The organism is Pseudomonas sp. Xaverov 83 (assembly GCF_019352905.1).
GTDB classification, from domain to species: domain Bacteria; phylum Pseudomonadota; class Gammaproteobacteria; order Pseudomonadales; family Pseudomonadaceae; genus Aquipseudomonas; species Aquipseudomonas yamanorum.
Window position 1 is genome coordinate 50,452 of record NZ_JAAAFU010000008.1, and the last position, 20,620, is coordinate 71,071.

At 62.3% G+C, this 20,620-nt stretch carries 20 protein-coding genes; 9 read left to right on the forward strand and 11 right to left on the reverse strand.

Annotated elements, in window-relative coordinates:
- Positions 1-41 precede the first annotated feature (41 nt).
- Together K0H47_RS03500 and K0H47_RS03505 are read left to right on the forward strand one after the other, a co-directional pair.
- Positions 42-860: an alpha/beta fold hydrolase gene (locus tag K0H47_RS03500; protein WP_063030896.1), complete on the forward strand. Its 819-nt coding sequence runs from the start codon at positions 42-44 to the stop codon at positions 858-860.
- Positions 847-2,022 carry a PAS domain-containing sensor histidine kinase gene (locus tag K0H47_RS03505; protein WP_177026617.1) on the forward strand — a complete coding sequence of 392 codons (1,176 nt, stop codon included), beginning with the start codon at positions 847-849 and terminating at the stop codon, positions 2,020-2,022. The genes K0H47_RS03500 and K0H47_RS03505 overlap by 14 nt, the downstream gene beginning before the upstream one ends.
- Here K0H47_RS03505 and dapF read toward each other — a convergent pair.
- On the reverse strand, positions 1,991-2,824 hold the full coding sequence (gene dapF / locus K0H47_RS03510) for a diaminopimelate epimerase (protein WP_219271973.1): 834 nt from the start codon (positions 2,822-2,824) through the stop codon (positions 1,991-1,993). The genes K0H47_RS03505 and dapF overlap by 32 nt on opposite strands.
- Before the next feature lie 130 nt (positions 2,825-2,954).
- Between dapF and K0H47_RS03515 the strand changes: the two genes are divergently transcribed.
- A complete protein-coding gene (locus K0H47_RS03515) occupies positions 2,955-4,013 on the forward strand; it encodes an alginate lyase family protein (RefSeq protein WP_219271975.1) in 1,059 nt (352 codons plus the stop codon).
- Between the two features lie 45 nt (positions 4,014-4,058).
- Positions 4,059-4,559, forward strand: a complete 501-nt coding sequence (locus K0H47_RS03520) for an AAA family ATPase (protein ID WP_093197805.1) — start codon at positions 4,059-4,061, stop codon at positions 4,557-4,559.
- Here the strand turns inward: K0H47_RS03520 and K0H47_RS03525 are convergent.
- Positions 4,556-6,118 carry a murein L,D-transpeptidase gene (locus tag K0H47_RS03525; RefSeq protein ID WP_093197809.1) on the reverse strand — a complete coding sequence of 521 codons (1,563 nt, stop codon included), beginning with the start codon at positions 6,116-6,118 and terminating at the stop codon, positions 4,556-4,558. The two genes, K0H47_RS03520 and K0H47_RS03525, sit on opposite strands and share 4 nt — an antisense overlap.
- A 37-nt stretch (positions 6,119-6,155) precedes the next feature.
- Between K0H47_RS03525 and K0H47_RS03530 the strand changes: the two genes are divergently transcribed.
- Together K0H47_RS03530 and K0H47_RS03535 are read left to right on the forward strand one after the other, a co-directional pair.
- Positions 6,156-6,869, forward strand: coding sequence for a murein L,D-transpeptidase catalytic domain family protein (locus tag K0H47_RS03530; RefSeq protein ID WP_023658766.1), 714 nt, complete (start codon positions 6,156-6,158; stop codon positions 6,867-6,869).
- Between the two features lie 86 nt (positions 6,870-6,955).
- Positions 6,956-7,705: a creatininase family protein gene (locus tag K0H47_RS03535; RefSeq protein ID WP_219271977.1), complete on the forward strand. Its 750-nt coding sequence runs from the start codon at positions 6,956-6,958 to the stop codon at positions 7,703-7,705.
- Between the two features lie 173 nt (positions 7,706-7,878).
- Here K0H47_RS03535 and K0H47_RS03540 read toward each other — a convergent pair whose 3' ends face one another.
- Positions 7,879-8,220 carry a hypothetical protein gene (locus K0H47_RS03540; protein ID WP_063030904.1) on the reverse strand — a complete coding sequence of 114 codons (342 nt, stop codon included), beginning with the start codon at positions 8,218-8,220 and terminating at the stop codon, positions 7,879-7,881.
- Between the two features lie 29 nt (positions 8,221-8,249).
- Positions 8,250-8,888 carry a hypothetical protein gene (locus tag K0H47_RS03545; RefSeq protein WP_063030906.1) on the reverse strand — a complete coding sequence of 213 codons (639 nt, stop codon included), beginning with the start codon at positions 8,886-8,888 and terminating at the stop codon, positions 8,250-8,252.
- 143 nt (positions 8,889-9,031) lie between these two features.
- On the opposite strand from K0H47_RS03545, the gene K0H47_RS03550 reads away from it, so the two are divergent.
- Complete coding sequence (locus K0H47_RS03550; protein WP_063030908.1) at positions 9,032-9,295, forward strand: hypothetical protein; 264 nt, start codon at positions 9,032-9,034, stop codon at positions 9,293-9,295.
- Between the two features lie 15 nt (positions 9,296-9,310).
- On the opposite strand, the gene K0H47_RS03555 is transcribed toward K0H47_RS03550, so the two are convergent.
- Both K0H47_RS03555 and yfcF read right to left on the reverse strand, forming a co-directional pair.
- Positions 9,311-10,042 (reverse strand): GntR family transcriptional regulator, encoded by a 732-nt coding sequence (locus K0H47_RS03555; RefSeq protein ID WP_063030910.1) that lies wholly within the window; start codon positions 10,040-10,042, stop codon positions 9,311-9,313.
- A gap of 33 nt (positions 10,043-10,075) precedes the next feature.
- On the reverse strand, positions 10,076-10,708 hold the full coding sequence (gene yfcF / locus K0H47_RS03560; RefSeq protein ID WP_093197812.1) for a glutathione transferase: 633 nt from the start codon (positions 10,706-10,708) through the stop codon (positions 10,076-10,078).
- A 171-nt stretch (positions 10,709-10,879) separates the two neighbouring features.
- Here yfcF and K0H47_RS03565 point away from each other — a divergent pair, with 171 nt between their 5' ends.
- Positions 10,880-12,310 carry a hypothetical protein gene (locus tag K0H47_RS03565; protein WP_093197817.1) on the forward strand — a complete coding sequence of 477 codons (1,431 nt, stop codon included), beginning with the start codon at positions 10,880-10,882 and terminating at the stop codon, positions 12,308-12,310.
- On the opposite strand, the gene K0H47_RS03570 is transcribed toward K0H47_RS03565, so the two are convergent.
- The gene (locus K0H47_RS03570) at positions 12,307-12,855 is read right to left on the reverse strand and encodes a DUF924 family protein (RefSeq protein WP_093197820.1); all 549 of its coding nucleotides are present in this window, start codon (positions 12,853-12,855) and stop codon (positions 12,307-12,309) included. The genes K0H47_RS03565 and K0H47_RS03570 overlap by 4 nt on opposite strands.
- 103 nt (positions 12,856-12,958) lie before the next feature.
- Between K0H47_RS03570 and K0H47_RS03575 the strand changes: the two genes are divergently transcribed.
- Entirely contained in the window at positions 12,959-14,017 is a 1,059-nt protein-coding gene (locus K0H47_RS03575; protein WP_093197825.1) for a HoxN/HupN/NixA family nickel/cobalt transporter, read from the forward strand.
- A gap of 84 nt (positions 14,018-14,101) precedes the next feature.
- On the opposite strand, the gene K0H47_RS03580 is transcribed toward K0H47_RS03575, so the two are convergent.
- The 4 genes from K0H47_RS03580 to metE all read right to left on the reverse strand — a co-directional run bounded on the left by K0H47_RS03580 (position 14,102) and on the right by metE (position 20,608).
- Positions 14,102-16,543: a TonB-dependent receptor gene (locus K0H47_RS03580; RefSeq protein WP_093197829.1), complete on the reverse strand. Its 2,442-nt coding sequence runs from the start codon at positions 16,541-16,543 to the stop codon at positions 14,102-14,104.
- Positions 16,544-16,631: 88 nt separating this feature from the next.
- The gene (locus K0H47_RS03585) at positions 16,632-17,579 is read right to left on the reverse strand and encodes a FecR domain-containing protein (protein ID WP_093197833.1); all 948 of its coding nucleotides are present in this window, start codon (positions 17,577-17,579) and stop codon (positions 16,632-16,634) included.
- Complete coding sequence (locus K0H47_RS03590; protein ID WP_093210076.1) at positions 17,576-18,073, reverse strand: sigma-70 family RNA polymerase sigma factor; 498 nt, start codon at positions 18,071-18,073, stop codon at positions 17,576-17,578. Before K0H47_RS03590 ends, K0H47_RS03585 begins: the two co-directional genes overlap by 4 nt.
- Positions 18,074-18,319: 246 nt before the next feature.
- Entirely contained in the window at positions 18,320-20,608 is a 2,289-nt protein-coding gene (gene metE / locus K0H47_RS03595) for a 5-methyltetrahydropteroyltriglutamate--homocysteine S-methyltransferase (RefSeq protein ID WP_177071387.1), read from the reverse strand.
- Positions 20,609-20,620: the final 12 nt, after the last annotated feature.

Here is a 20,620-nt window from a genome sequence, read left to right on the forward strand (position 1 = left end):
AGACTTACGCTACCCCCACACACGCCCTACACGAGAACGCCATGGACCTTCAGCAGCGCAATAACGTCAGGGTGTTTGGCAGCGGTCCCTCGACCCTGGTTTTCTCCCATGGTTTCGGGTGTGATCAAACCATGTGGAATTACCTGTTTCCTCATTTCACCGGCCGTTTCCGCGTCGTGCTGTATGACCTGGTGGGTGCTGGCCAGTCTGATCTGGGCGCGTACGATAGCGAAAAATACAGCTCACTCGCCGGCTACGCCCATGACCTGGGCGAGATTGTTGATGAATACGCCGTGGGCCCGGTGGTGCTGGTGGGTCACTCCGTCAGCGCGATGATCGGCGCCCTGGCCGATCGCCAGGCGCCCGGAACAATCGCCGCCCATGTGATGATCGGTCCTTCGCCGTGCTATATCGATTCCGATGGCTATACGGGCGGGTTCACCCTCGAAGATATCCATTCATTGCTCGATACCCTCGACAGCAATTACCTCGGCTGGTCCAGCACCATGGCCCCGGTAATCATGGGCGCACCCGGGCAACCTGCCCTCGGCGAAGAACTGACCAACAGTTTCTGCCGCACCGAGCCGGACATCGCCAAGCGCTTCGCACGGGTGACCTTCCTGTCGGACAACCGCCAGGACATCGCGGGTCTGATGACCCCCACCCTGATTTTGCAATCCACCGACGACTTGATCGCACCGGTGTGCGTCGGTGAGTACCTGCATGCCGCGTTGCCCGCCAGCACGTATTGCCTGGTCGATAACGTGGGGCATTGCCCGCACATGAGTGCACCTGGGGCCTGCTCAGCGGCCATGGACAGTTTCCTGTTGCCATGGGTAGGTGCCGATGCCAGTCGATAACCTGTCGTTGCCGGATTCTCAACGTTTGTTCGACGGCGCGCCCTGCGCCTTGGTGGTTACCCGGGAAGACGGCACCATCGTGCAGGCCAACCAGTGCTTCAGCGACTGGACCGGCTTCAGCGTCGATGAGTTGAAAGAACGACGGTTCCAGGACCTGCTGACGATGGGCGGGCGGATCTTCCATCAGACGCACCTTGCGCCGCTGATGAAAATGCAAGGCTCCATCGCCGAAGTAAAACTCGACCTGCTGCACCGTGACCGACGCACCGTCACGGTATTGCTCAACGGCGTCAGGCACGAACATGCCGGCATTGCCTATAACGAACTGGCCCTCTTCGGCACCACCGACCGCGACAAGTACGAGCGTGAACTGCTCAATGCCCGCAAACTGGCTGAAGCCTTGTTGCAGGAAAAGACCGCCACTGAAGTCGCACTGCAGCAGGCCCAGGCCGAACTGAGCAGCGCCTATGAAATCGCCCAGCGCCGGGCGCTGTTTGCCGAGCAGATGGTCGCGATTGTCAGCCATGACCTGAAGAACCCGCTTACCGCGATCAAGATGGCCTCGGAGTTCCTCGCCCGCGGCGAGCACAGCCCCAAAGAGCGCCAACTCCTGGGGCATATCGGCCTGTCCACCGAACGGGCGCAGCGGATGATCGCCGACTTGCTGGACTTCACTCAGGCCAGAGTGGGCCAGGGCATCGGCATCAACCCCGTAGCACTCGACCTGCACACCGTCACCCGTGACAGTCTCGACGAGTTGCGGGTGGCGTTCCCCACGGCGACCCTCGAACATCACGCCACGGGCAGCGCCCGCACGTTCCTGGATGCCGACCGCATCCAACAAATCATCGGCAATCTGGTGGCCAACAGCGTGGCGTACGGCGATCTGCAACAGCCTATTACCGTCACCTCGCACCAGGACGCGCAAGAGAGCCGGCTCTCGGTACATAACCAAGGGCCGGCCATTCCCGAAGCGTTGATGGCTGGCTTGTTTGAACCCATGACCCGAGGCACGGAGCAGGACAGTGAGGTGCGTAGCGTTGGCCTGGGGCTGTTTATCGTGCGGGAAATCGCCAAGGCCCATGATGGAGGTGTTTCGGTAAGCTCAAGCCCGGACCAGGGCACCACTTTCAGTGTGCACTTTCCATTGCGCCACCCATGAGCGCGGCAGCCACTGTGCCGTGAACAACGGTTTGGACAGCCCCCGTCAACACCACGCCGCCGTGACCGTCCCAATGCACCGTCACGGTACCGCCATCGCATTGCACGTCGACGGTGTCATCCAGCAGCCCACGACGAATCCCGTTGACCACCGCACCACAACAGCACGAGCCCGAGCCCTGCGGGATGCCGCCGCCCCGTTCCCAGATGCGCAGGCGGATATGGCTGCGGTCCAGCACTTGCACGAAATGCACGTTGGTCTTGTTGGGGAACAGCGGGTGGGTTTCCAACGACGGCCCAAGCGTCGCGATATCGACCGCCGCAAGGTCGTCGACAAAGAAGGTGCAATGCGGGTTGCCCATGCTGCACGCCGCCGGGTCGCCCTCCAGCGGCAAGCGTTCGGTGTGCATCGCTTGCGCCAGCGGAATCTCTTCCCAGCCCAATGACGGCCGCCCCATGTCCACCGACACCCGCTGTCCCGATTCGCGCACGCAGGTCAGCAGCCCTCGGTTGGTTCGCAGCACGATGGTGGCGGTGCCGGCTTCGCGCATCAGCATGTCCGCAACCCCACGGGTGGCGCTGCCGCAGGTATCGAGCGGAGTGCCGTTGGGGTTCCAGAATGTGATGCGGGCAGCGGCGTCAGCGCAATCGAGCACCACGGCCAATTGATTGAAGCCGATGCCGCGATGACGGTCCCCCAGGCGGCGGGCGATGTTCGCGGTGATCGGGTCATCCCGGCCGCGCCGGTCGATCACGATGAAGTCATCACCGTGGGCGTGCATCTTCACGAACTGCAAGGTCATGGGGCGTCCTGTTCTCGACCGGGCTTGGCAGGCTAGGATAGAGGGCTGGCGGGTATTTCATCAAATCCCCATCACGGGCATGGTAGCGTGGCTGTGCCCCGATCTGGTCAATCCAACCCTGAGAAACTGCATGCTCCAACGCTCTCTGAAAACCGTGGCCCTGGCCGCGCTGCTCGCCTCGTTCGCCCAAGCCGCCTTTGCCGCGCCCCAGGTCTTGAGTGCCTGCCAGCCCGCCACCTCGAACCCGACCTCCAAATCCCTCCTGGCCGCCGCCCAGCGCCACCTCGGTGACCAACCCGACGCCCTGCCCCATCTGCACACCGAAGGCACGCTGCCCAACCACGGCATTCGCGAGCAAAGCATCGCCGCCGAGAAGGATTGGCCAGTGATGCGCCAGGCTGCCCTCGCCTGGCGCCTGAGCCGCGACACGCGCTATCTCAAGCAAGTGGATGACTACCTGAGCGCGTGGGCCAGCACCTATCAGCCGGATTTCAATCCGATCGACGAAACCAACCTCGACATGCTGATGAGCGCCTACGCCCTCACCGCCAGCGACCTTCGCCCCCAGACCCGCGACGCCACCCGCGCGCTGCTGACCAACCTGGGCAACGGCTATATCGAACGTATCAAGCAGTTCCATGGCGCCAAGAAGGCCACCAACACCAATAACTGGCAAAGCCACCGCGTGAAGCTGGTCACGGTAGCTGCCGCCGCATTGGGCGACCGCGAGATGCTGGAAGAGGCCTTCAAGCTGTTCCAGCAACAGATCACCGACAACGTGCTGCCCGACGGTTCGGTGACCGACTTCCAGGACCGTGACGCCCTGCACTACGTGGTCTACGACCTGGAGCCGCTGGTTCAGGCGGCGCTGGCGGCCAAACCCTACGGCATTGGCGGCAACTGGCTGGACTTCACCGCGCCCCACGGCGGCTCGCTGAGCGAAGCACTGGACTGGCTTGCGCCGTATGCCAAAGGCCAGCGCAACCATGAAGAATTCGTGAACACCCACGTGCAGTTCGACAGGGACCGCGCCCGCATCGGCGAACCGGGCTACAGCGGCGAGTGGAACCCCAAGAGCAGCAATACCCTGTACTGGCTGGCCGCGCAGTTGGACGCGCGGTATCTACCTGTGGCCGAACAGCTGGCGCCCAAGCCTTCGGACTGGATCAGCGCCTGTTATTTGAAGTGAGTCGCCCGGTAGACTGAGCCGACTCACCCATTCGAAGGATCGACGATGCTTATTGTGTTCAGCGGCCTGCCCGGCACCGGGAAGACCACGATTGCCAAGGCCCTTGCCGGCCAATCCGGCGCCGTGTATCTGCGCATCGACACCATCGAGCAGGCCATCCGCGATGCAGGGGTTCTGGAGCAAGGTGTGGGCAGCAGCGGTTACCAGGTGGCCAATGCGCTGGCGTTGAGCAACCTGTTGCTGGGCCGCACGGTTGTCGTCGATTGCGTTAACCCGGTGGCTGAAAGTCGTCAGGCGTGGAGCGACACCGCGCTAAGCGCCGATACGCCGCTGGTGAATATCCAGGTGGTGTGCTCCGACCCACACGAACATCAACGTCGCGTGGAATCACGCACCAGCGATATTCCGGGGCTCACGCCGCCCACCTGGCAGTCCGTCCTGGCCCATGAATATGAGCCATGGGCCGAGTCGCCATTGACCGTCGATACGGCGCGCTTGTCTCCCCATGAGGCGCTGACGATGATCAACGCTCAGCTAAGCGCCTAGAGCGCACTCTCCATCGCTTTCATCAACACCGGGTCGCGCCCGTAAATGTCCGGCGCGTAGAGCAAAGCGCCCTTGCCATCGACCTGCACCGTCCAGTACCCCAACAACACTGGTACCGGCGTGGCGAGCCGGAACTCGTGGGTGGTTTCCGTCGCCAGCAGCTCTTCGGTGCGGATCTTCTCCGCCGGGCTTACCAGCAAGTCCCGCAATTGCAACGGCTGCTCAACCCTCACACACCCCGAACTGAAGGCCCGCGGTCCCTTGGAAAACAGCGGCTGGCTCGGCGTGTCGTGCAAGTACACCGAATACGGGTTGGGAAAGCGCAGCACGATTCGGCCCAGCGGGTTGCGCGGGCCGGCGCCCTGGCGCAGCAAAATGTTGCCGGGGTGCGACCAGTCGACCTGTTCCGGCACCAGCGGGTTGCCCTGACTGTCGAGCACTTGCAGGTTCTGCTGGCGCAGGTATTCGGGGTTCAGTCGGATCGCCGGCAGCTTGTCCTCGCGCATGATGGTGGGCGGGATGGTCCAGGTGGGGTTCAGGGTCAGCCGGGTGATGCGCGATTTCAGCAGCGGTGTCTGGCGGTCGGCGCGGCCGACTTGCAGGCGGGTTTGCCACACGGGCACACCGCCTTGGTAGAAACTCAGTTGCGCCGCCGCAACGTTCACCAACACGCCGTCGGGCTCCAGGTCCCGGGACAACCAGCGAAACCGCTCCAGGTTGATGCGCAGTTGTTCGCGGCGAATGGCCGGGCTGATGTTCAGCTCGGTGACCGTGCCCGGGCCGATCACGCCGTCGGCTTGCAGGGAATGGCTTTGCTGGAAGGTCTTGACCGCGTTGACCAGCTCGCCACGGTACTGCGTGCCGGCGGAGGTGCCGCTCAGGTAGCCGCCATTGACCATGCGCCGCGCCAGTTGCGGCACTCGCGAATCGTCCATGCCGGGGCGCAACAGCGGGCCGCTGGCCACCGCCTCCCAATGCTGCAACGGTTGCTGGCGCAGGGCGGCATAGGCGCTGCGCAGGCCAAGGTATAGCGGCGCGCTCGGACGGGCCTGGTCGAAAGCTTGGGCGACGTTCTGCATACCGGCCTCGGCCATGGCCAGCACTTGGGTGTCGGAGTCCGGGGCCGGTTGCGAATGCCAGACGGGCTCGAAGCGCGATTGCTGCAAGCGGCCGAAATGCAGATCCTGCAGGGCTTGCAGGTACTGCTGGCTGGTGCCGATGTCGATGCACAGCACGTTTCCCGTGGCATCCGTCGGAGGCAGTCTATAGTGAGCCGGGTCCAGGCCATCGTCGGCCAGCAACTGCAGTTGGGCTTGCAATTCGGCGCGGCGATCCCCTTCGGACCACAGCACCACGTCGCCCTGCTGCTGATAAAACGCCTGCAAACGCGCCTGGGAAGGCGCATCGACCTGCCCGGCCAGGCCTGGGCAAACCGTCGACAATTGCGAGAGCGCCAGTTGCACCGGGGCCGGTGACACCACCAACAGGTCTTCGGCTGTCGCGACCAGCGGTGCAACGAGCAGGCAAATGCTCAAGTAACATGCGTGTTTTTTGAACAATCGCTTAGCTCCCATCCACGGCGGAGATGCTCTATACATGCTGACCTTTTGCTGCCGACTCGGCCTGATCATCTCGACCTTTGCCTCGCTGAGCACCGTTGCGCTCGCAGACACCGGTAAACCTCTTACTCTGTATAGCAGCCTCGCCCACGCCGCTCCAGAACTCAACCCCGATGTATTGAAAAGAGCCTTGAGTGCCATGCAGTGCGCGGTGGGCAATGGCATCGAACAGTCCGACCGGCTGGCCGTTATCGACTACTCCCAGCCTTCGACCGCTCGTCGTCTATGGATCTTCGACCTGCGCAAGAAGACATTAGTGCTGCGGGATTTGGTGGCCCACGGACAAAAATCCGGGGAAAACTTCGCCACCCAGTTCTCCAACCGCGAAGGCAGCTACCAGTCCAGCATCGGCTTGTTCCGCACCCAGGAGAGCTACGAAGGCGCCCATGGCTACTCGTTGCGCATGGACGGTCTGGAACCGGGTTTCAATGACCGTGCACGGGACCGCGCCATCGTGATTCATGCCGCCGACTACGTAAGCCCCTTGTGGAGCAAGCGCGAGGGCCGCATCGGCCGCAGCCAGGGCTGCCCCGCCGTACGCCCGCAGGTAGCGCGCCAGGTGGTGGATAAACTCAAGGACGGCCAGTTCATGTTTTCCTGGTACCCCGACCAGCGCTGGCTGAAGTCATCGGCGTATCTCAACTGCAAGCCGCGCCAGATGGCGAGTGCCGGTACCGTCAAAGGCGGTTGATGGGCTGGCCGTTGCCGTGCAACATGCGGCACACGCCACCAGGAACTCCACCGTGTTCCTGGGCTTGATGAGAGAGAGAACCTGAGATGCTTTTACATCAATCCACCTGGATCGAGATTGGCCAGTTTCTGGAACGCAGCCGCAGCATCGTGATTCCCATCGGCTCCAACGAGCAACACGGCCCCACCGGCCTGCTGGGCACCGACTGGATGTGCCCGGAAATCATCGCCCATGAAGCGCAAAAAAACGCCGACATCCTGATCGGCCCGACCTTCAATATCGGCATGGCGCAACACCACCTGGGTTTCCCCGGCACCATCTCCCTGCGCCCTTCGACCTTTATCGCGGCGATTGGTGATTGGGTACGTTCGTTGGCAGGTCATGGCTTCGAGAAAATCCTGTTCCTCAACGGCCACGGCGGCAACATCGCCTCGATCGAAGCGGCGTTCTCCGAGCTGTACGCCGAAGCCAGCTTCAGCGGGCGCCCGTCAGGCTATGCGCTGAAACTGTGCAACTGGTGGGACCTGGAAAGCGTGAACGAGCTGGCGCACCAGCAGTTCCCGGTGGGCCATGGCAGCCATGCCACGCCGTCGGAAATCGCCGTGACCCAATGGGCCTACCCGGACGCGATCAAGTCGGCTGACTACTCGCCGCAAATCGCCAACACCGGCCCGATCCGCGAAGCCCGCGACTTCCGCGCACGTTTCCCGGATGGCCGCATGGGTTCGGACCCGGTACTGGCCACCCCGCAAAAAGGCGGTGAGTTGGTGGCGCTGGCGGCCAAGGGGTTGGTGAAAGCGGTCGAGACGTTCAGCAGCGAGCCAAAGCCGAGCTGAATCGTTCGCTCAATGCAATGAAGATCAACTGTGGAAGCTGTCGAGCTTTAGCGAGGCTGCGATGGGATCACCGCGGTGTCACTGTCAGACCGCAGCGATGCCATCGCAGCCTCGCTGGGGCTCGACAGCTCCCACATTAGATCCCCGCCAGCCGACAGACCGGCGCCAGTCGATTACAGGCAATCCTGCGCCGCATGCTCGAACCGCGATGGCTTGAACGCCGACGCCAATGGTTTGCGCTCATACAAGAACACCTTGCCGCCGTCCTGGGATTTGTAGACTTCCAGGATGTTGTCCGCAGCGATCTTGCTGGTCACCACGATCCGCGCATGCCGAGAGTTCTGCGTGACCGTGGAGGTCATGCCGTTCTTCTCGAACTTGGGCACCACGCACTCAACATACGCATCGGGAGACTTGCTGGTTTGCAGCGTCAGGGTCGGTGCGTTGGGGGCAGACGCGCAACCGGTCATCAATAAAGAAGCAGAAGCCATCGCTGGCACGAACAACAAGCGCATAGAAATTCCTGAAAAATAAACGAAGTGGGCTAACCGGCAGCGACCAACGCCTTGAGCGAGGCATCGAACTGCTTTAATGCATTCAACTGAACGTCGCGCTGCTGCCCAATCTGTGCAGCGATCTGGGGCGCCGTTTTGTCATGTACCCATACAGAAGGCAAGTGCAATTGCGCCGAACCCTCGGCTTTGTCGATGTATTGCAAGTCAAGGTCATAGAATTTGGCGACAAACCGCGCCTCCACCAGGTCGTTCCGCTGGGTCAGCAACTGGTTGTAGGTGTCGAGCATCACCACCACGTCCGGGTGCGCCTGCAACAGCGCATCAAGGTTGTCGTAACGGGTGACGGAGGCAAAGGTGTGCCGCAACGAAGCCATCAGCCAGTCAATCGCCAGGTCCGGGTCGGAGCTGTCGACGAAGGCCTGGCGAATCCGGTCGTCCAACTGATCCTTGGCTCCATTGACTGCCATGGTGTGGTAGCGCGCCAGGTACTGCAGGTTGTCGAGGGTGTTGTCGCTGTAGAGCACACCGACCGTTTGCGAATGCTGCAAACCCACCGGGCTGGCGACGATTGGCGCGAGGTGGCTGGCTTGAAGCCCCCCGGCCGACGCAGAGCCAACCATTGTGCTCATCAGCAGCGCCACCAGGGCCAATCCGGTAAAAGTCCTCATCGCAGGGTCCTTGCACATCATGTTCAATGATGGCAATTGTCCTCCTTTTTCAGAAAAACAGAACTCGCAATACTTGATGGTGACTATTATCTAGAGCAATAGTGTCGTGCAGGCCGCCTCACACAAAATGATAAGGAACGCCTATGAAGCCCCACCAGAAAACCTTCGATCGCATCCGTGAAGCCGTGCTGCCGGAATTTCGCGACCGGGTTGCCGACTACCTGGTCGATTATGAGGAAGTGCTGCTGGATAACACCGCGGAACCCGAGGTGGTCTACGCCATCGCCCAGCAACTGCGCGGCTACTTGCGCGGCTTGAACACCACCCGGGTGCTGGGCATGGCCGACTGGGAAGACCTTGACCGCCGGGTGGTGCAAGCCTGGCTGGTGCTACTGAAAGCCGAATAGCAGCGCGCTAACGGTTCAGCGAATATCCACGCGATAACGGAAATGCTCGGCGTGGCCACGGCCGCGTCGCAACTCCAGGGGTTGGCCAGCGTAATCCCGTGCCAGCCGCTCGATCACCATCACCGGGCTGCCCACCGGCACCTGCAACCAGCGGGCCCACACGTCATCGATGGACTCGGCGGTGAGGGCTTCCTCGGCAGATGCCACGACTTGCCCGCAGACTTCTTCGTAAGTGGGGTACAACAGCAAGCCCTGCCGGGTCAGGTCCACGTCCAGCAGTGCCTGGAACCGGGGGCGCGGCAGCCAGATTTCCTCCGCCAGCACTGGCCCCGTGTCGAGTACGTGCACCCGCACAATACAAATCACCGGCGCATCCGGCGCCAGCCCCAGCACCTCGCTCACCGACAACGGCGCCTTCACCGGCTTGACCGACAGGATCCGGCTCTGGGGCAACTGGCATTCGCCGCCCGGGCCCTGAAAGCGAAAACACCGGAACAACGACGATTGAAACTTCGGACGACGCACAAACGTGCCCCGGCCTTGTTGACGCTCCAGAATGCCTTCCCCCACCAACGCCTCGATCGCTTTACGCACGGTGCCGGTAGACAACTGGTACTGGGTGGACAGCACCGCTTCAGGAGGAATAGCCGCACCGGCACGCCAGTGATTATTGGCAATCTGCTCAATCAGATGATCCCGAAAACGCTGATACAACGGCAGGCGGGAGTCACTCGACAGTATATTCATGGATCAGGATTCACTTAGTAATTGAGGAGGTGACTACAGCGACGGTCGTGCCTGCTTGACCCATTCCTGCACCGAAGGCCGTTGCCATTGGTGCTGGGCATACGCCACCAGGTTGGCGGGCACCCTGTCGCCGTTGAGGATCAGCCGGTTGAGCATCACGGCCAGGTCCACGTCGGCAATCGACCACTCGCCGAACAGATAATCGCGGCCGTCGGCCAACAGCGCCTGTGCCGCGTTGATCAGCTTGTGGGACGCCGCTTGCGCTGCCGACGACAGCGGTTCGCCCTTGAGCCCGTAGAACACCACCAGGGTCGAACGCTCCTGCCGAATCGGCATCAAGTCACTGCGCAACCACGCCTGCACCTGCCGCGCCCTCGCCCGCTGGCGGGGTTCGGCCGGGTACACCGGTACCTGCGGGAACACTTCCTCCAGGTACTCGGTAATCGCCGACGACTCCGACAACGCAAACTCACCCTGTACCAGAGTCGGCACGCGCCCGGTCAGTGACAAGTGAGCGAACGCTTCGGTCTGGTTCTCGGCCGTGTCGAGGTTCAGGGTGAGCAGTTCAAATTCAAGGCCTTTTTCCCGCAGGGTCACGAACGCCGACATCGCGTAGGGACTGGTGAAATGGGCATCAACGTACAGGGTCAGCGGGCGATGATTCACGGCGACATCTCCTTGGTGGGAGCAACACACTACGAGATCGCGCCGTGCAAATAAAATGCGCGGTTTTTATGGGGGCATTCCTGGCTGGAATACCATCGATAATGGCAATACTATGGCCCCTTGCACCCCTCCCGTAACGCCCCCGAAAACAGATCAAGGAACGATCAACAGATGAAACAAGCGGTAGTCGTCATCCACGGAATCGGCGAACAGCGCCCGATGGATACCCTGCGCGGCTTCGTGGAAGCGGTGATCCCGGCGGACACCCCCGAGGCGACGCCCTTCTACTGGAGCAAACCCGACCGGTTTTCGCGCAACTTCGACTTGCGTGTGTTGAAGTCGGCGGGCCGCAACTCCACCGACTTCTATGAGTACTACTGGGCCCACAAGATGCAGGGCACCAAGGTCGGCCACCTGCTCAGTTGGCTATGGGACATTTTCAAGCGCCCGCGCCGGGATATTCCCACGGCCATCGTGCCGATCTGGCGCGCCACCCGCTGGACCTTGCTGGCCATGCTTGTACTGCTGGTCAGCGGCACCCTGGCGACGCTGTATGGCCGGTTTCCCCATAGCGACAACCCCTTTGCCCTGATCCCGGTGCTGCTGGCGGTGATCGGCCTGGCCCTGAAGTACTCGGCACTGTCGTACCTTGGCGACGCCGCCCGCTACCTGAGCCCCAACCCGCAGAACGTGGTGGTGCGTGAACAGATCCGCGCCGATGGCGTCGACTTGCTGCGTGCCCTGCACGACAAGGGTGATTACGACCGCATCATCGTCGTCGGCCACAGCCTGGGCAGCGTGATTGCCTACGACATCGTCGGCTACCTGTGGCATGAACATCACGACCAGTTGCACCCCAACAACCCGGAACTCGCCGCCCGCTACGCCAATCACGAGCGACTGCAACCGGTGGTCCAGGACACGTTGCCGAAGGCCGGGAACGCCCTCGACGGCCGCCTTCAAAGCCTCCTCAGGTTTCGCGAGCAGCAGGCCGAAGCCTTTATCGAACAACGCAACCTCGGCACCCCTTGGCGCATCACCGACCTGGTCACCCTCGGCAGCCCGATGGCCCACGCCAGCCTGCTGCTGGGCCGCAGCGTGAGCGACTTTAAGCGCCGCATCGAACGCCGCGAAGCCCCCGCGTGCCCGCCGACGCTCGACGAAAAGGGCTACGCCTACAGCGGTCGGCTTCCTTTCACCGTGGGCAGTCGCCCATTTTCACCCCTGTACTTGCACCATGCCGCGGCGTTCGCCGTGACCCGCTGGACCAACCTCTACTTCCCCGCGCCCCTGGGCCTGTTTGGCGACATCGTCGGCGGCCCGGTCAGCCCGGTGATGGGTCCCGGCGTGCTGGACCTGCCGGTCACCGTGGACAAATGGAAAGGCTGGCTCGCCAAGTCCTGGCTCAGCCACACCCACTACTGGAGCGAACGCGGCGGCAAGCAGGGCTACCTTGGCAGACTGACCACCGATGAGGCAGCGATCACCCATGGCGAACGTCCGTCAGCGACTGAAGCGCTGCGTTGGGCGATTGACCTCAAGGGCGTTCGACGTTTTCGTCAGGCGGGCGTCAGAGACTTTGTCGCTGAACCAGAGTCCTAGCCCGAAAAGCCACCGTCCTCCAGGAACGCCCGCTCCTCTTCTGTCGTGACTCTGGCCAACACCTCATTACGATGGGGAAAGCGCCCGAACCGCTCGATGATGCGGGCATGCTCCTTGGCCCAGCGATAGGTATTGGCATCAAGGTCCTTGTTCAGGGCCAGCGACCGCTGTTGATCCTCGGGGTCTTCAGAATGCTCGAAGGGCAAATAACAAAACGCCCGCAACGGGGTTTCGATCAACGTGTCCATCCCCGCCTCGACCATCTGCCGCGCATACAGGCGCGCCAGCGGGTCGGTGGCGAACATATGCGCCGTGCCTCGGAAGGTATTGCGCGGGAACTGGTCCAGCAGCAACAGCAACGCCAGCGCGCCTTCCGGGGTTTGCATCCAACTCTCCAGTTCGCGCCGGGCCGCCTGCAAATGCGCGGCGTAGAAAGCCTCGCGAAAGCGCCGGTCAAACGCTTCATCCTTGGCAAACCAGAGCTTGGGCCCCGCCGCCTTCCAGAATTCAATAACCGCCAGCGCTCCACTCTCGATAGTCGTCACCGTCGTCTCCTCAGTAAGCCCACAGGTTTCATCATCAACTTAAACAAAACCTTTAAAGTTCCGGAATATGTCTGAATGTTTCCACTGTACAAAGGTACCTTTGATGATCCTACGCCTTGCCCAGGTTTTCAGTGACTCCAACACCCAGGTTCGCGCCAAGCTGTTTGGTATCTACGGGCTGTTGGTCGGCATTAACGTGGCCGCCTGGATTTGGGCGCTGGTAGCCTTCCATGAGCATCCGGTGCTGCTGGGCACTGCGTTGCTGGCCTACGGCTTCGGACTGCGGCATGCGGTGGATGCCGACCATATCGCCGCCATCGACAACGTAACCCGCAAGCTGATGCAGGAAAAGAAACGCCCGGTGGCGGTCGGTTTCTTTTTCTCCCTAGGGCACTCTTCGGTGGTGGTGCTGGCATCCATTGGCGTCGCGTTTGCGGCGTCGACGATGCAGGACCGGTTTGAAGGGTTCAAGGCCATTGGCGGGGTGATCGGCACGTCGGTCTCGGCGGCGTTCCTGTTGGTCATCGCCTTGATGAACCTGGTGATCCTGCACGCAATCTACAAGGCCTGGCGCCATGTACGCCAGGGCGGCGCGTACGTGGAGGATGACTTCGACCTATTGCTGGCGGACCGGGGTTTCATGGCGCGGATTTTCCGCCCGGTGTTTCGCCTGATCAGCCGCAGTTGGCACATGTATCCATTGGGTTTCCTGTTTGGCCTGGGGTTTGATACGGCCACCGAGATCGGCCTGCTGGGAATCTCTGCGACCCAGGCCTCACAGGGGCTGTCGCCGTGGGCAATCATGGTGTTCCCGCTGCTGTTCAGCGCCGGCATGTCCCTGGTGGACACCCTCGACGGTCACCTGATGTTGGGGGCATACGGCTGGGCGTACATGAAGCCGATCCGCAAGATCTACTACAACATGACCATCACCCTGGTGTCGGTGGTGGTTGCGGTGGTGATCGGCAGCATTGAAGCGCTGGGGTTGATGGGTGACCAGTTGGACTTGAAGGGATCGTTCTGGAGCTTTATCGGCTCGCTGAACGACAGTTTCGGGATGCTGGGCTACCTGATCATCGGGATCTTTGTGGCCAGTTGGGCGATCTCGGTGATGCTGTATCGCCTCAGGGGCTTTGACCGGATAGAGGTGAATCCGGGTTGACCGTGGGACATTTTGGCTTGTTGTGGCGAGGGAGCTTGCTCCCTCGCCACAGGTTGTTCATTGAACCGATAGGTTTTCCCAGGCTCAGAAATCCACCGTCGCCGACAATTTCACCGTCCGCGGCTCACCCTGGGTCAGGTAGTTATTCGCCGTCGACGCCGACGACCAATACGCCTTGTTCGCCACGTTCTCGACGTTGGCGCGCAGCGTGATGTATTTGTCATCCGCCTTGAAGCCATACCGCGCGCCCAGGTCGACGCGGGTCCAGGCCGGGATGCTCAGGCTGTTGGCGGCGTTGACGTATTCGCCACCGGTGCGCAGCATCCGTGCGCTGACCGCCGCCCCCTGGATGCCCGGCACATCCCAATCCGCCCCCACGTTGTACTGGAAGCGCGGCACACCCGCGGCGCGGTTGCCGTCGGTGGCGCCGTTGGAGGTGCTCTTCTGTTCGGTGTCCATCCACGTGGCACCGGCCAGCAGGCGCAGGCCGTCGATGGGCTCGCCGAACACGTTGAGCTCTACGCCTTTGTTGATCTGTTCACCGTCGACGGTGAAGGTATCGAGCCTCTGGCCTGGGAATCGGGTGGTCGCGTTGTTCGGCTGTTCGATGCGGTACACGCCGAGCGTGGCGCCATAGTTTTCCCAGTCCAGCTTGACCCCGGCCTCCGTCTGTTTGCTGCGCTTGGGCGGGAAGACTTCGCCGGGATTGGTGACGTTAGTGAGTGGCGCCGTCGGCCCCTGGGCCAGGCCCTCGATACGGTTGGCGTAGAACGACACATGCTCCCAAGGCTTGATCACCAGGCCATAGACCGGCGTGGTGATGGACTCGGAGTACGGCGTACCGCGCGCCCCTGTGGCGGTGTTCCAGCTGTCCACCTCGATCGTCTGGCGCCGCACACCCAGGGTCAGCAACACCCGATCATCCAGAAAGCCCAGGGTGTCGGACACCGCCGCACTCTTGATGCGGTTCTTGCCGACAACACGCGGGTCGTGAATATCGCTGCCGAAATAGGTGTTGGTCGGCCGCGGTGTCTGCGTCGGATTGTACAGGTTGCCCGGTTGGCGGTTGGCTTGCAGGATCGCCTCGTAAGACGAGCGCTGCTCGCCCCAGATCCCCGACAACCCGAAGTTCATCTGATGGGTCACCGGCCCCGTCGCGAAGTGCCCGTTCAAGCCGGCCATGGCGCTTTTGTTGTCTTCGTCATGGGGCGAATACAGGAAGCCCACCTTGGCGCTGCCATCGTTGCCGACATACAGCGACGAATACTGGCCGTTCTCCCGGGTGTGCTTGGCGCCACCCGCGGCGTAGGCCGTCCAGTTATCGTTCAAGTCATATTCGGCATTGACCATGCCATAGGTGTCTTCCAGCTCCGACCAGCTCCAGTCCTGGGCATAGTTGTCCTTGGCCGACGGCGGGCTGGGCACTTTGGTGCCGGTCAGGTAAACCACCGAGCGGCCATTATTGATGCGCTCTTTCTGGTAGCCAAAGTCGGTTGAGACCCGCAAACGATCGCCGCGATAATCCAGGGCGACGGCGATCAACTGCGAGCTTCTGTTTTCGTCGTCCACGGCGGTTTCGCCGCCGTGCCGGGCCAGGTTGACCCGGGCGCCGAAGCGATTGTCTTCACCAAAGCGTTGGCCGAGGTCGATGTGGCCGCCGGTCTGGCTGTCGCTGGCGTAATCGAGGGTGACGCTGCGGGTCGGCGTGTCTTCGGCGCGCTTGGGCACCAGGTTGACGCTGCCGCCAATCCCGCTGCCCGAAGGCGATACGCCGTTGACGAAGGCGTTGGGGCCCTTGAACAGCTCCACCCGTTCCAGGGCTTCGGTGGTGATGATCTGCCGGGGCAGCACGCCATACAGGCCGTTGAACGCGATGTCATCGGTACTCAGCGGCAGGCCGCGAATGGTGAACACCTGGGAGAAATTGCCGAACCCGGACGACTGGCGCACCGATGCGTCGTTGAGCAACACATCGCCCACGGTCCGTGCCTGTTGGTCAGCGATGGTTTTCGAGGTGTAGCTGACTACGCTGAACGGCACGTCACTGATGGACCGGTTGCCCAGCACGCCCAGGCGCGCAGAACGTGCCACCTGGCCGCCCGCATACGTGTCCGCCTGCGCCCCGCTCTCCTCGCCGCTGATGGTGGTGGCGCCCAGTTCCAACGCATCGCCGCTGGCCTGGGGCACCACGGTGTAGCCATTGGCGCTGGTGCCTTGCAGGGTATAGCCGCTGCCTTGCAGCAACTGGGCAAAGCCCGATTGCGCGCTGTAACTGCCTTGCAACCCCGGGCTTTGTTGATCGTTGAGCAAGGTGGAATCGAACGACAACGGCACCCCGGACAACGCCGCAAACTGCGCCAGCACATTCCCCAGCGGCCCCGGCGCGAGGGTATAGCTGCGCGCCGCACTGCTTGGCGCAGCTTCTTCTGCCTGGGCATTCTGCAACGGCGCGATGGCGGCAAGGGCGACCGCCAGGCTCAGTGCCTTCAACGGACGGGGGCAGTATGGGAGCGGTCTGGCGGTCATGGGCATTCCTGTCGACGCGGAGCAATGTTGAGGGTTCTCCCCTACACCGGGCGACAACGAAAAAGGTATCAGCGAATGTTGAAAAAAATCAGCGCGGTTCGACCGTCACCCAATACCCGGTGAGGCTGCTGACCTTGACCGGCAGGGTTTCCTGCAACAGGTGCAGGCTGGCGTCGGTATCCCGTAGGGAAAACGCGCCCGACACCGTGAGGTTGGCCACCGAGTCGTGGCAGCGCAACACGCCGGCGCGATAACGACCCAGCTCATCCAGCAAGTCCGCCAGGCGCATGTGCTGGGCCAGCAGCATGCCGTTTTCCCAGGTCAGGGCGCTGACGTCCAGCGGCTCGACGGCGGCTACCCGGTCAACACTGAAGGCGCCCTGCTCGCCCGCCCTGACGATCACACCCTGGCCGGCATGCTCTGCCAGCAACTCCACCGCGCCTTCGGTCACGGCCACTCGACTCGCCTGCTCACCCACCCGCACGCTGAACCGCGTGCCCAAGGCGCGGGCCGTGCCGTGGCGGGTCTGGACGATAAACGGACGATGAGCGGAGTCCTTGGCGGTGGTGATCAACACTTCGCCCTTGAGCAACTCGATGCGCCGTACCTGATCGGAGAACGCGATATTCAGCGAGCTGCCGGTGTTGAGCAGCAGGCGTGTACCGTCGGGCAAAGTCAGGTTCTTTTGTTCGCCGATGGCCGTGTGTTGGTCGGCGGTCCACTGCTGCCACGGCACCTGCCGATACGCCAGCCAGGCCGCCGGGCCCGCCGCCAGCAACAGCCCGAGCGCCTGGCGCCGACCGAGAGACTTTTTGCGCCCAATGCGCTTGAGGGTATCGCCGGCAATCGCCGCCGGCACGCTGTTGAAGTCCCCCAGAACGGCCTGCGCCCGTTGCCAGGCCTGGGCGTGCTGGGCGCTGCGGCCCTGCCATAGGGCGATGGCGCGGCGGTCTTCATCGGTGGCGCTGCCGGATTGCAACTGCACCATCCAGTCGGCGGCTTCACCGAGGATCAGCGGATCAATCGACTGGCTCATGCCACGCTCAGGCAGGCCAGGAAGGCATCGCGCATGTAGCGTTTGACTGAAATCAGCGACACACCCAGGGCATCGGCGATCTGCTGATAGGTCAGGCCGTCGATCTGCGACATCAGGAAGGCCTGGCGGGTTTTTTCCGGCAGATCCCGCAGCATCGCTTCAATGCGGTACAGCGCTTCGAGGATCAGCCAGCGGGTTTCCGGCGAAGGTACATGTTGCTCGGGCAGGTGGGCGATGGTTTCCAGGTAGGCGCGTTCCACCTCCTGGCGGCGCCAGCTGTCGATCATCAAGCCCTTGGCGATATGGGTCAGCAATGCCCGTGGCTCGGCGCCCAAGTGGGTGCTGGTTTGCCGGGTGAGCAGGCGCATGAACGTGTCATGGGCCAGGTCGGCGGCGTCGCTGGCATTGCCCAGCTTGCGGTCCAGCCAACGGTGCAACCATCCATGGTGTTCGCAGTACAGGTCCTGGATATGCAGATTGAGGGGAGACGACATGCCGATCACCGGGGCGCGCCGGGCGGTGAGACCCAAGCGTAATTAAGAATTGATCGCATTCTAGTCTGCAAGGGTCGTAACTGGCAATTTCACAGTTTTTTGAGCGCTGTAGATTCCTGTGGGAGCTGGCTTGCCTGCGATAGCGGTGTATCAGTCGCCGAAGGTGCAAACTGGCCCACCGCTATCGCAGGCAAGCCAGCTCCCACATTTTTGATCTTCACCCGGCGTGTGATTCCGGGTGTTGGATCAGGCCAATTCAGCCCGCAGTTGACGCGCTGCAGTCACCATGTGAATCAGCGCCGCTTCAGTCTCCGGCCAGCCACGGGTTTTCAGGCCGCAATCCGGGTTGACCCACAGGCGTTCGGCCGGGATGCGTTTGGCTGCCTTGCGCAGCAGGTTGGCCATCTCCGAGGCATCCGGCACCCGTGGCGAGTGGATGTCGTACACGCCCGGGCCGATGTCGTTCGGGTAAGCGAAGGCTTCGAATGCCTCCAGCAGTTCCATGTCCGAGCGCGAGGTTTCGATGGTGATCACGTCGGCATCCATCGCCGCGATGGACTCGATCACATCGTTGAACTCGCTGTAGCACATGTGGGTGTGGATCTGGGTTTCATCACGCACACCCGAGGCGCACAGGCGGAAGACTTCGGTGGCCCAGTCCAGGTATTCCTTCCACTGCGCCCGGCGCAACGGCAAGCCTTCGCGGAACGCGGCTTCGTCGATCTGTACGATCTTGATCCCGGCGGCTTCCAGGTCCACCACTTCGTCACGAATCGCCAGGGCCAGTTGGCGCGCCTGTTCTTCGCGGCTTACATCTTCCCGGGGGAACGACCACATCAGCATGGTCACCGGGCCGGTCAGCATGCCCTTCATCACCTTGTTGGTCAGGCCTTGGGCGTAGCGGATCCACTCCACGGTCATGGCTTTCGGGCGGCTCAGGTCACCAAAAATCACTGCGGGTTTCACGCAACGGGAACCGTAGCTCTGTACCCAGCCGAAGCGGGTAAATACATAACCGTCCAACTGCTCGGCGAAGTATTCGACCATGTCGTTGCGTTCGGCCTCACCGTGCACCAGTACGTCCAGGCCAAGGTTTTCCTGCACTTCCACCGCGTGACGAATCTCGCTGTGCATGGCTTCGACGTATTCGGCTTCGCTCAACTTGCCGGCCTTGTACGACTGGCGGGCCAGGCGGATCGAGGCGGTTTGCGGGAACGAACCGATGGTGGTGGTCGGGAACAGCGGCAGGTTGAGGCCGGCCCGTTGTTTCTCGATCCGCTGGGCAAACAGCGAGTGACGCTGGCTGTCCTTGGTGGTGATCGCCGCCACGCGGGCCTGCACCGCGGGCTTATGGATACGTGGCGAAGCGGCACGGGCAGTTTGCACGGCGCGGCTTTCAGCCAGGGCGGCGATCACGTTTGGCGCTTCAGGTTGATTCACGGCCTGAGCCAGCACCGCCACTTCTTCGCACTTCTGTACGGCAAACGCCAGCCAGCTTTTCAGCTCGGTATCCAGCTTGTCTTCACGGCCCAGGTCCACCGGGCTGTGCAGCAAGGAGCAAGACGGCGCCACCCACAGGCGATCCCCCAGGCGCTCATGAGCATGCTGCAAGGTGGCCAGGGCTTTTTCCAGGTCGCAGCGCCACACGTTACGGCCGTTGACCACGCCCAGGGACAGCACCTTATAAGCAGGCAGACGATCGAGGATGGTCGGGTACTGATCCGGCGCACGCACCAGGTCGATGTGCAGGCCGTCCACCGGCAGGTTGGCTGCCAGGCCGAGGTTCTCTTCCAGGCCGCCAAAATAGGTGGCCACCAGCTTCTTCAGCGGGTCACGCTGGATCAGGTTGTAGGCACGCTCAAACGCATTTTTCCAATCCTGCGGCAGGTCCAGCACCAGGATCGGCTCGTCGATCTGCACCCACTCCACGCCCAGGTCCGCCAGGCGCTGGAAGATCTGGCCGTACAGCGGCAGCAGGCGGTCCAGCAGGTCAAGCTTGTCGAAATCGCCACCCTTGGCCTTGCCCAGCCACAGGTAAGTCAGCGGGCCGATGACCACCGGCTTGACGGTGTGGCCAAGGTCACGGGCTTCCTTGACCTCTTCGAACAGTTGCTCCCAACCCAGTTGGAACTGCTGGTCGGCGCTGAACTCAGGCACCAGGTAGTGATAGTTGGTGTCGAACCACTTGGTCATTTCCTGGGCGTGGGCACCGCCGCAGCAGTTGTCGCTGACGCCACGGGCCATGCCGAACAGCGTGTGCAGGGTGGCTTTGCCATCGGCCGGGCGGAAACGCTCAGGGATCACACCGAACATCAGCGAGTGAGTCAGTACCTGGTCGTACCAGGCGAAGTCACCGGCGGGCAGCAACTCAATGCCGGCTTTCTTTTGCAGGTCCCAGTGCGTCTTGCGCAACTCACGACCTACGGCGCGCAATCCGGCTTCGTCGAGTTCACCCTTCCAAAACGCTTCCTGCGCTTTTTTCAGTTCACGATCGCGACCAATGCGCGGGAATCCAAGGGAATGGGCAACAGCCATGACGTAAAGCTC

Coding starts and splice junctions, on each gene's coding strand:
- metE (WP_177071387.1), bottom strand. CDS start 20,608: ATGGCTGTTGCCCATTCCCTTGGATTCCCGCGCATTGGTCGCGATCGT.
- K0H47_RS03575 (WP_093197825.1), top strand. CDS start 12,959: ATGATCCTACGCCTTGCCCAGGTTTTCAGTGACTCCAACACCCAGGTT.
- K0H47_RS03535 (WP_219271977.1), top strand. CDS start 6,956: ATGCTTTTACATCAATCCACCTGGATCGAGATTGGCCAGTTTCTGGAA.
- K0H47_RS03530 (WP_023658766.1), top strand. CDS start 6,156: ATGCTGACCTTTTGCTGCCGACTCGGCCTGATCATCTCGACCTTTGCC.
- K0H47_RS03555 (WP_063030910.1), bottom strand. CDS start 10,042: ATGAATATACTGTCGAGTGACTCCCGCCTGCCGTTGTATCAGCGTTTT.
- K0H47_RS03585 (WP_093197833.1), bottom strand. CDS start 17,579: ATGAGCCAGTCGATTGATCCGCTGATCCTCGGTGAAGCCGCCGACTGG.
- K0H47_RS03540 (WP_063030904.1), bottom strand. CDS start 8,220: ATGCGCTTGTTGTTCGTGCCAGCGATGGCTTCTGCTTCTTTATTGATG.
- K0H47_RS03515 (WP_219271975.1), top strand. CDS start 2,955: ATGCTCCAACGCTCTCTGAAAACCGTGGCCCTGGCCGCGCTGCTCGCC.
- K0H47_RS03520 (WP_093197805.1), top strand. CDS start 4,059: ATGCTTATTGTGTTCAGCGGCCTGCCCGGCACCGGGAAGACCACGATT.
- K0H47_RS03565 (WP_093197817.1), top strand. CDS start 10,880: ATGAAACAAGCGGTAGTCGTCATCCACGGAATCGGCGAACAGCGCCCG.
- K0H47_RS03505 (WP_177026617.1), top strand. CDS start 847: ATGCCAGTCGATAACCTGTCGTTGCCGGATTCTCAACGTTTGTTCGAC.
- K0H47_RS03580 (WP_093197829.1), bottom strand. CDS start 16,543: ATGACCGCCAGACCGCTCCCATACTGCCCCCGTCCGTTGAAGGCACTG.
- K0H47_RS03550 (WP_063030908.1), top strand. CDS start 9,032: ATGAAGCCCCACCAGAAAACCTTCGATCGCATCCGTGAAGCCGTGCTG.
- dapF (WP_219271973.1), bottom strand. CDS start 2,824: ATGACCTTGCAGTTCGTGAAGATGCACGCCCACGGTGATGACTTCATC.
- K0H47_RS03545 (WP_063030906.1), bottom strand. CDS start 8,888: ATGAGGACTTTTACCGGATTGGCCCTGGTGGCGCTGCTGATGAGCACA.
- K0H47_RS03500 (WP_063030896.1), top strand. CDS start 42: ATGGACCTTCAGCAGCGCAATAACGTCAGGGTGTTTGGCAGCGGTCCC.
- K0H47_RS03590 (WP_093210076.1), bottom strand. CDS start 18,073: ATGTCGTCTCCCCTCAATCTGCATATCCAGGACCTGTACTGCGAACAC.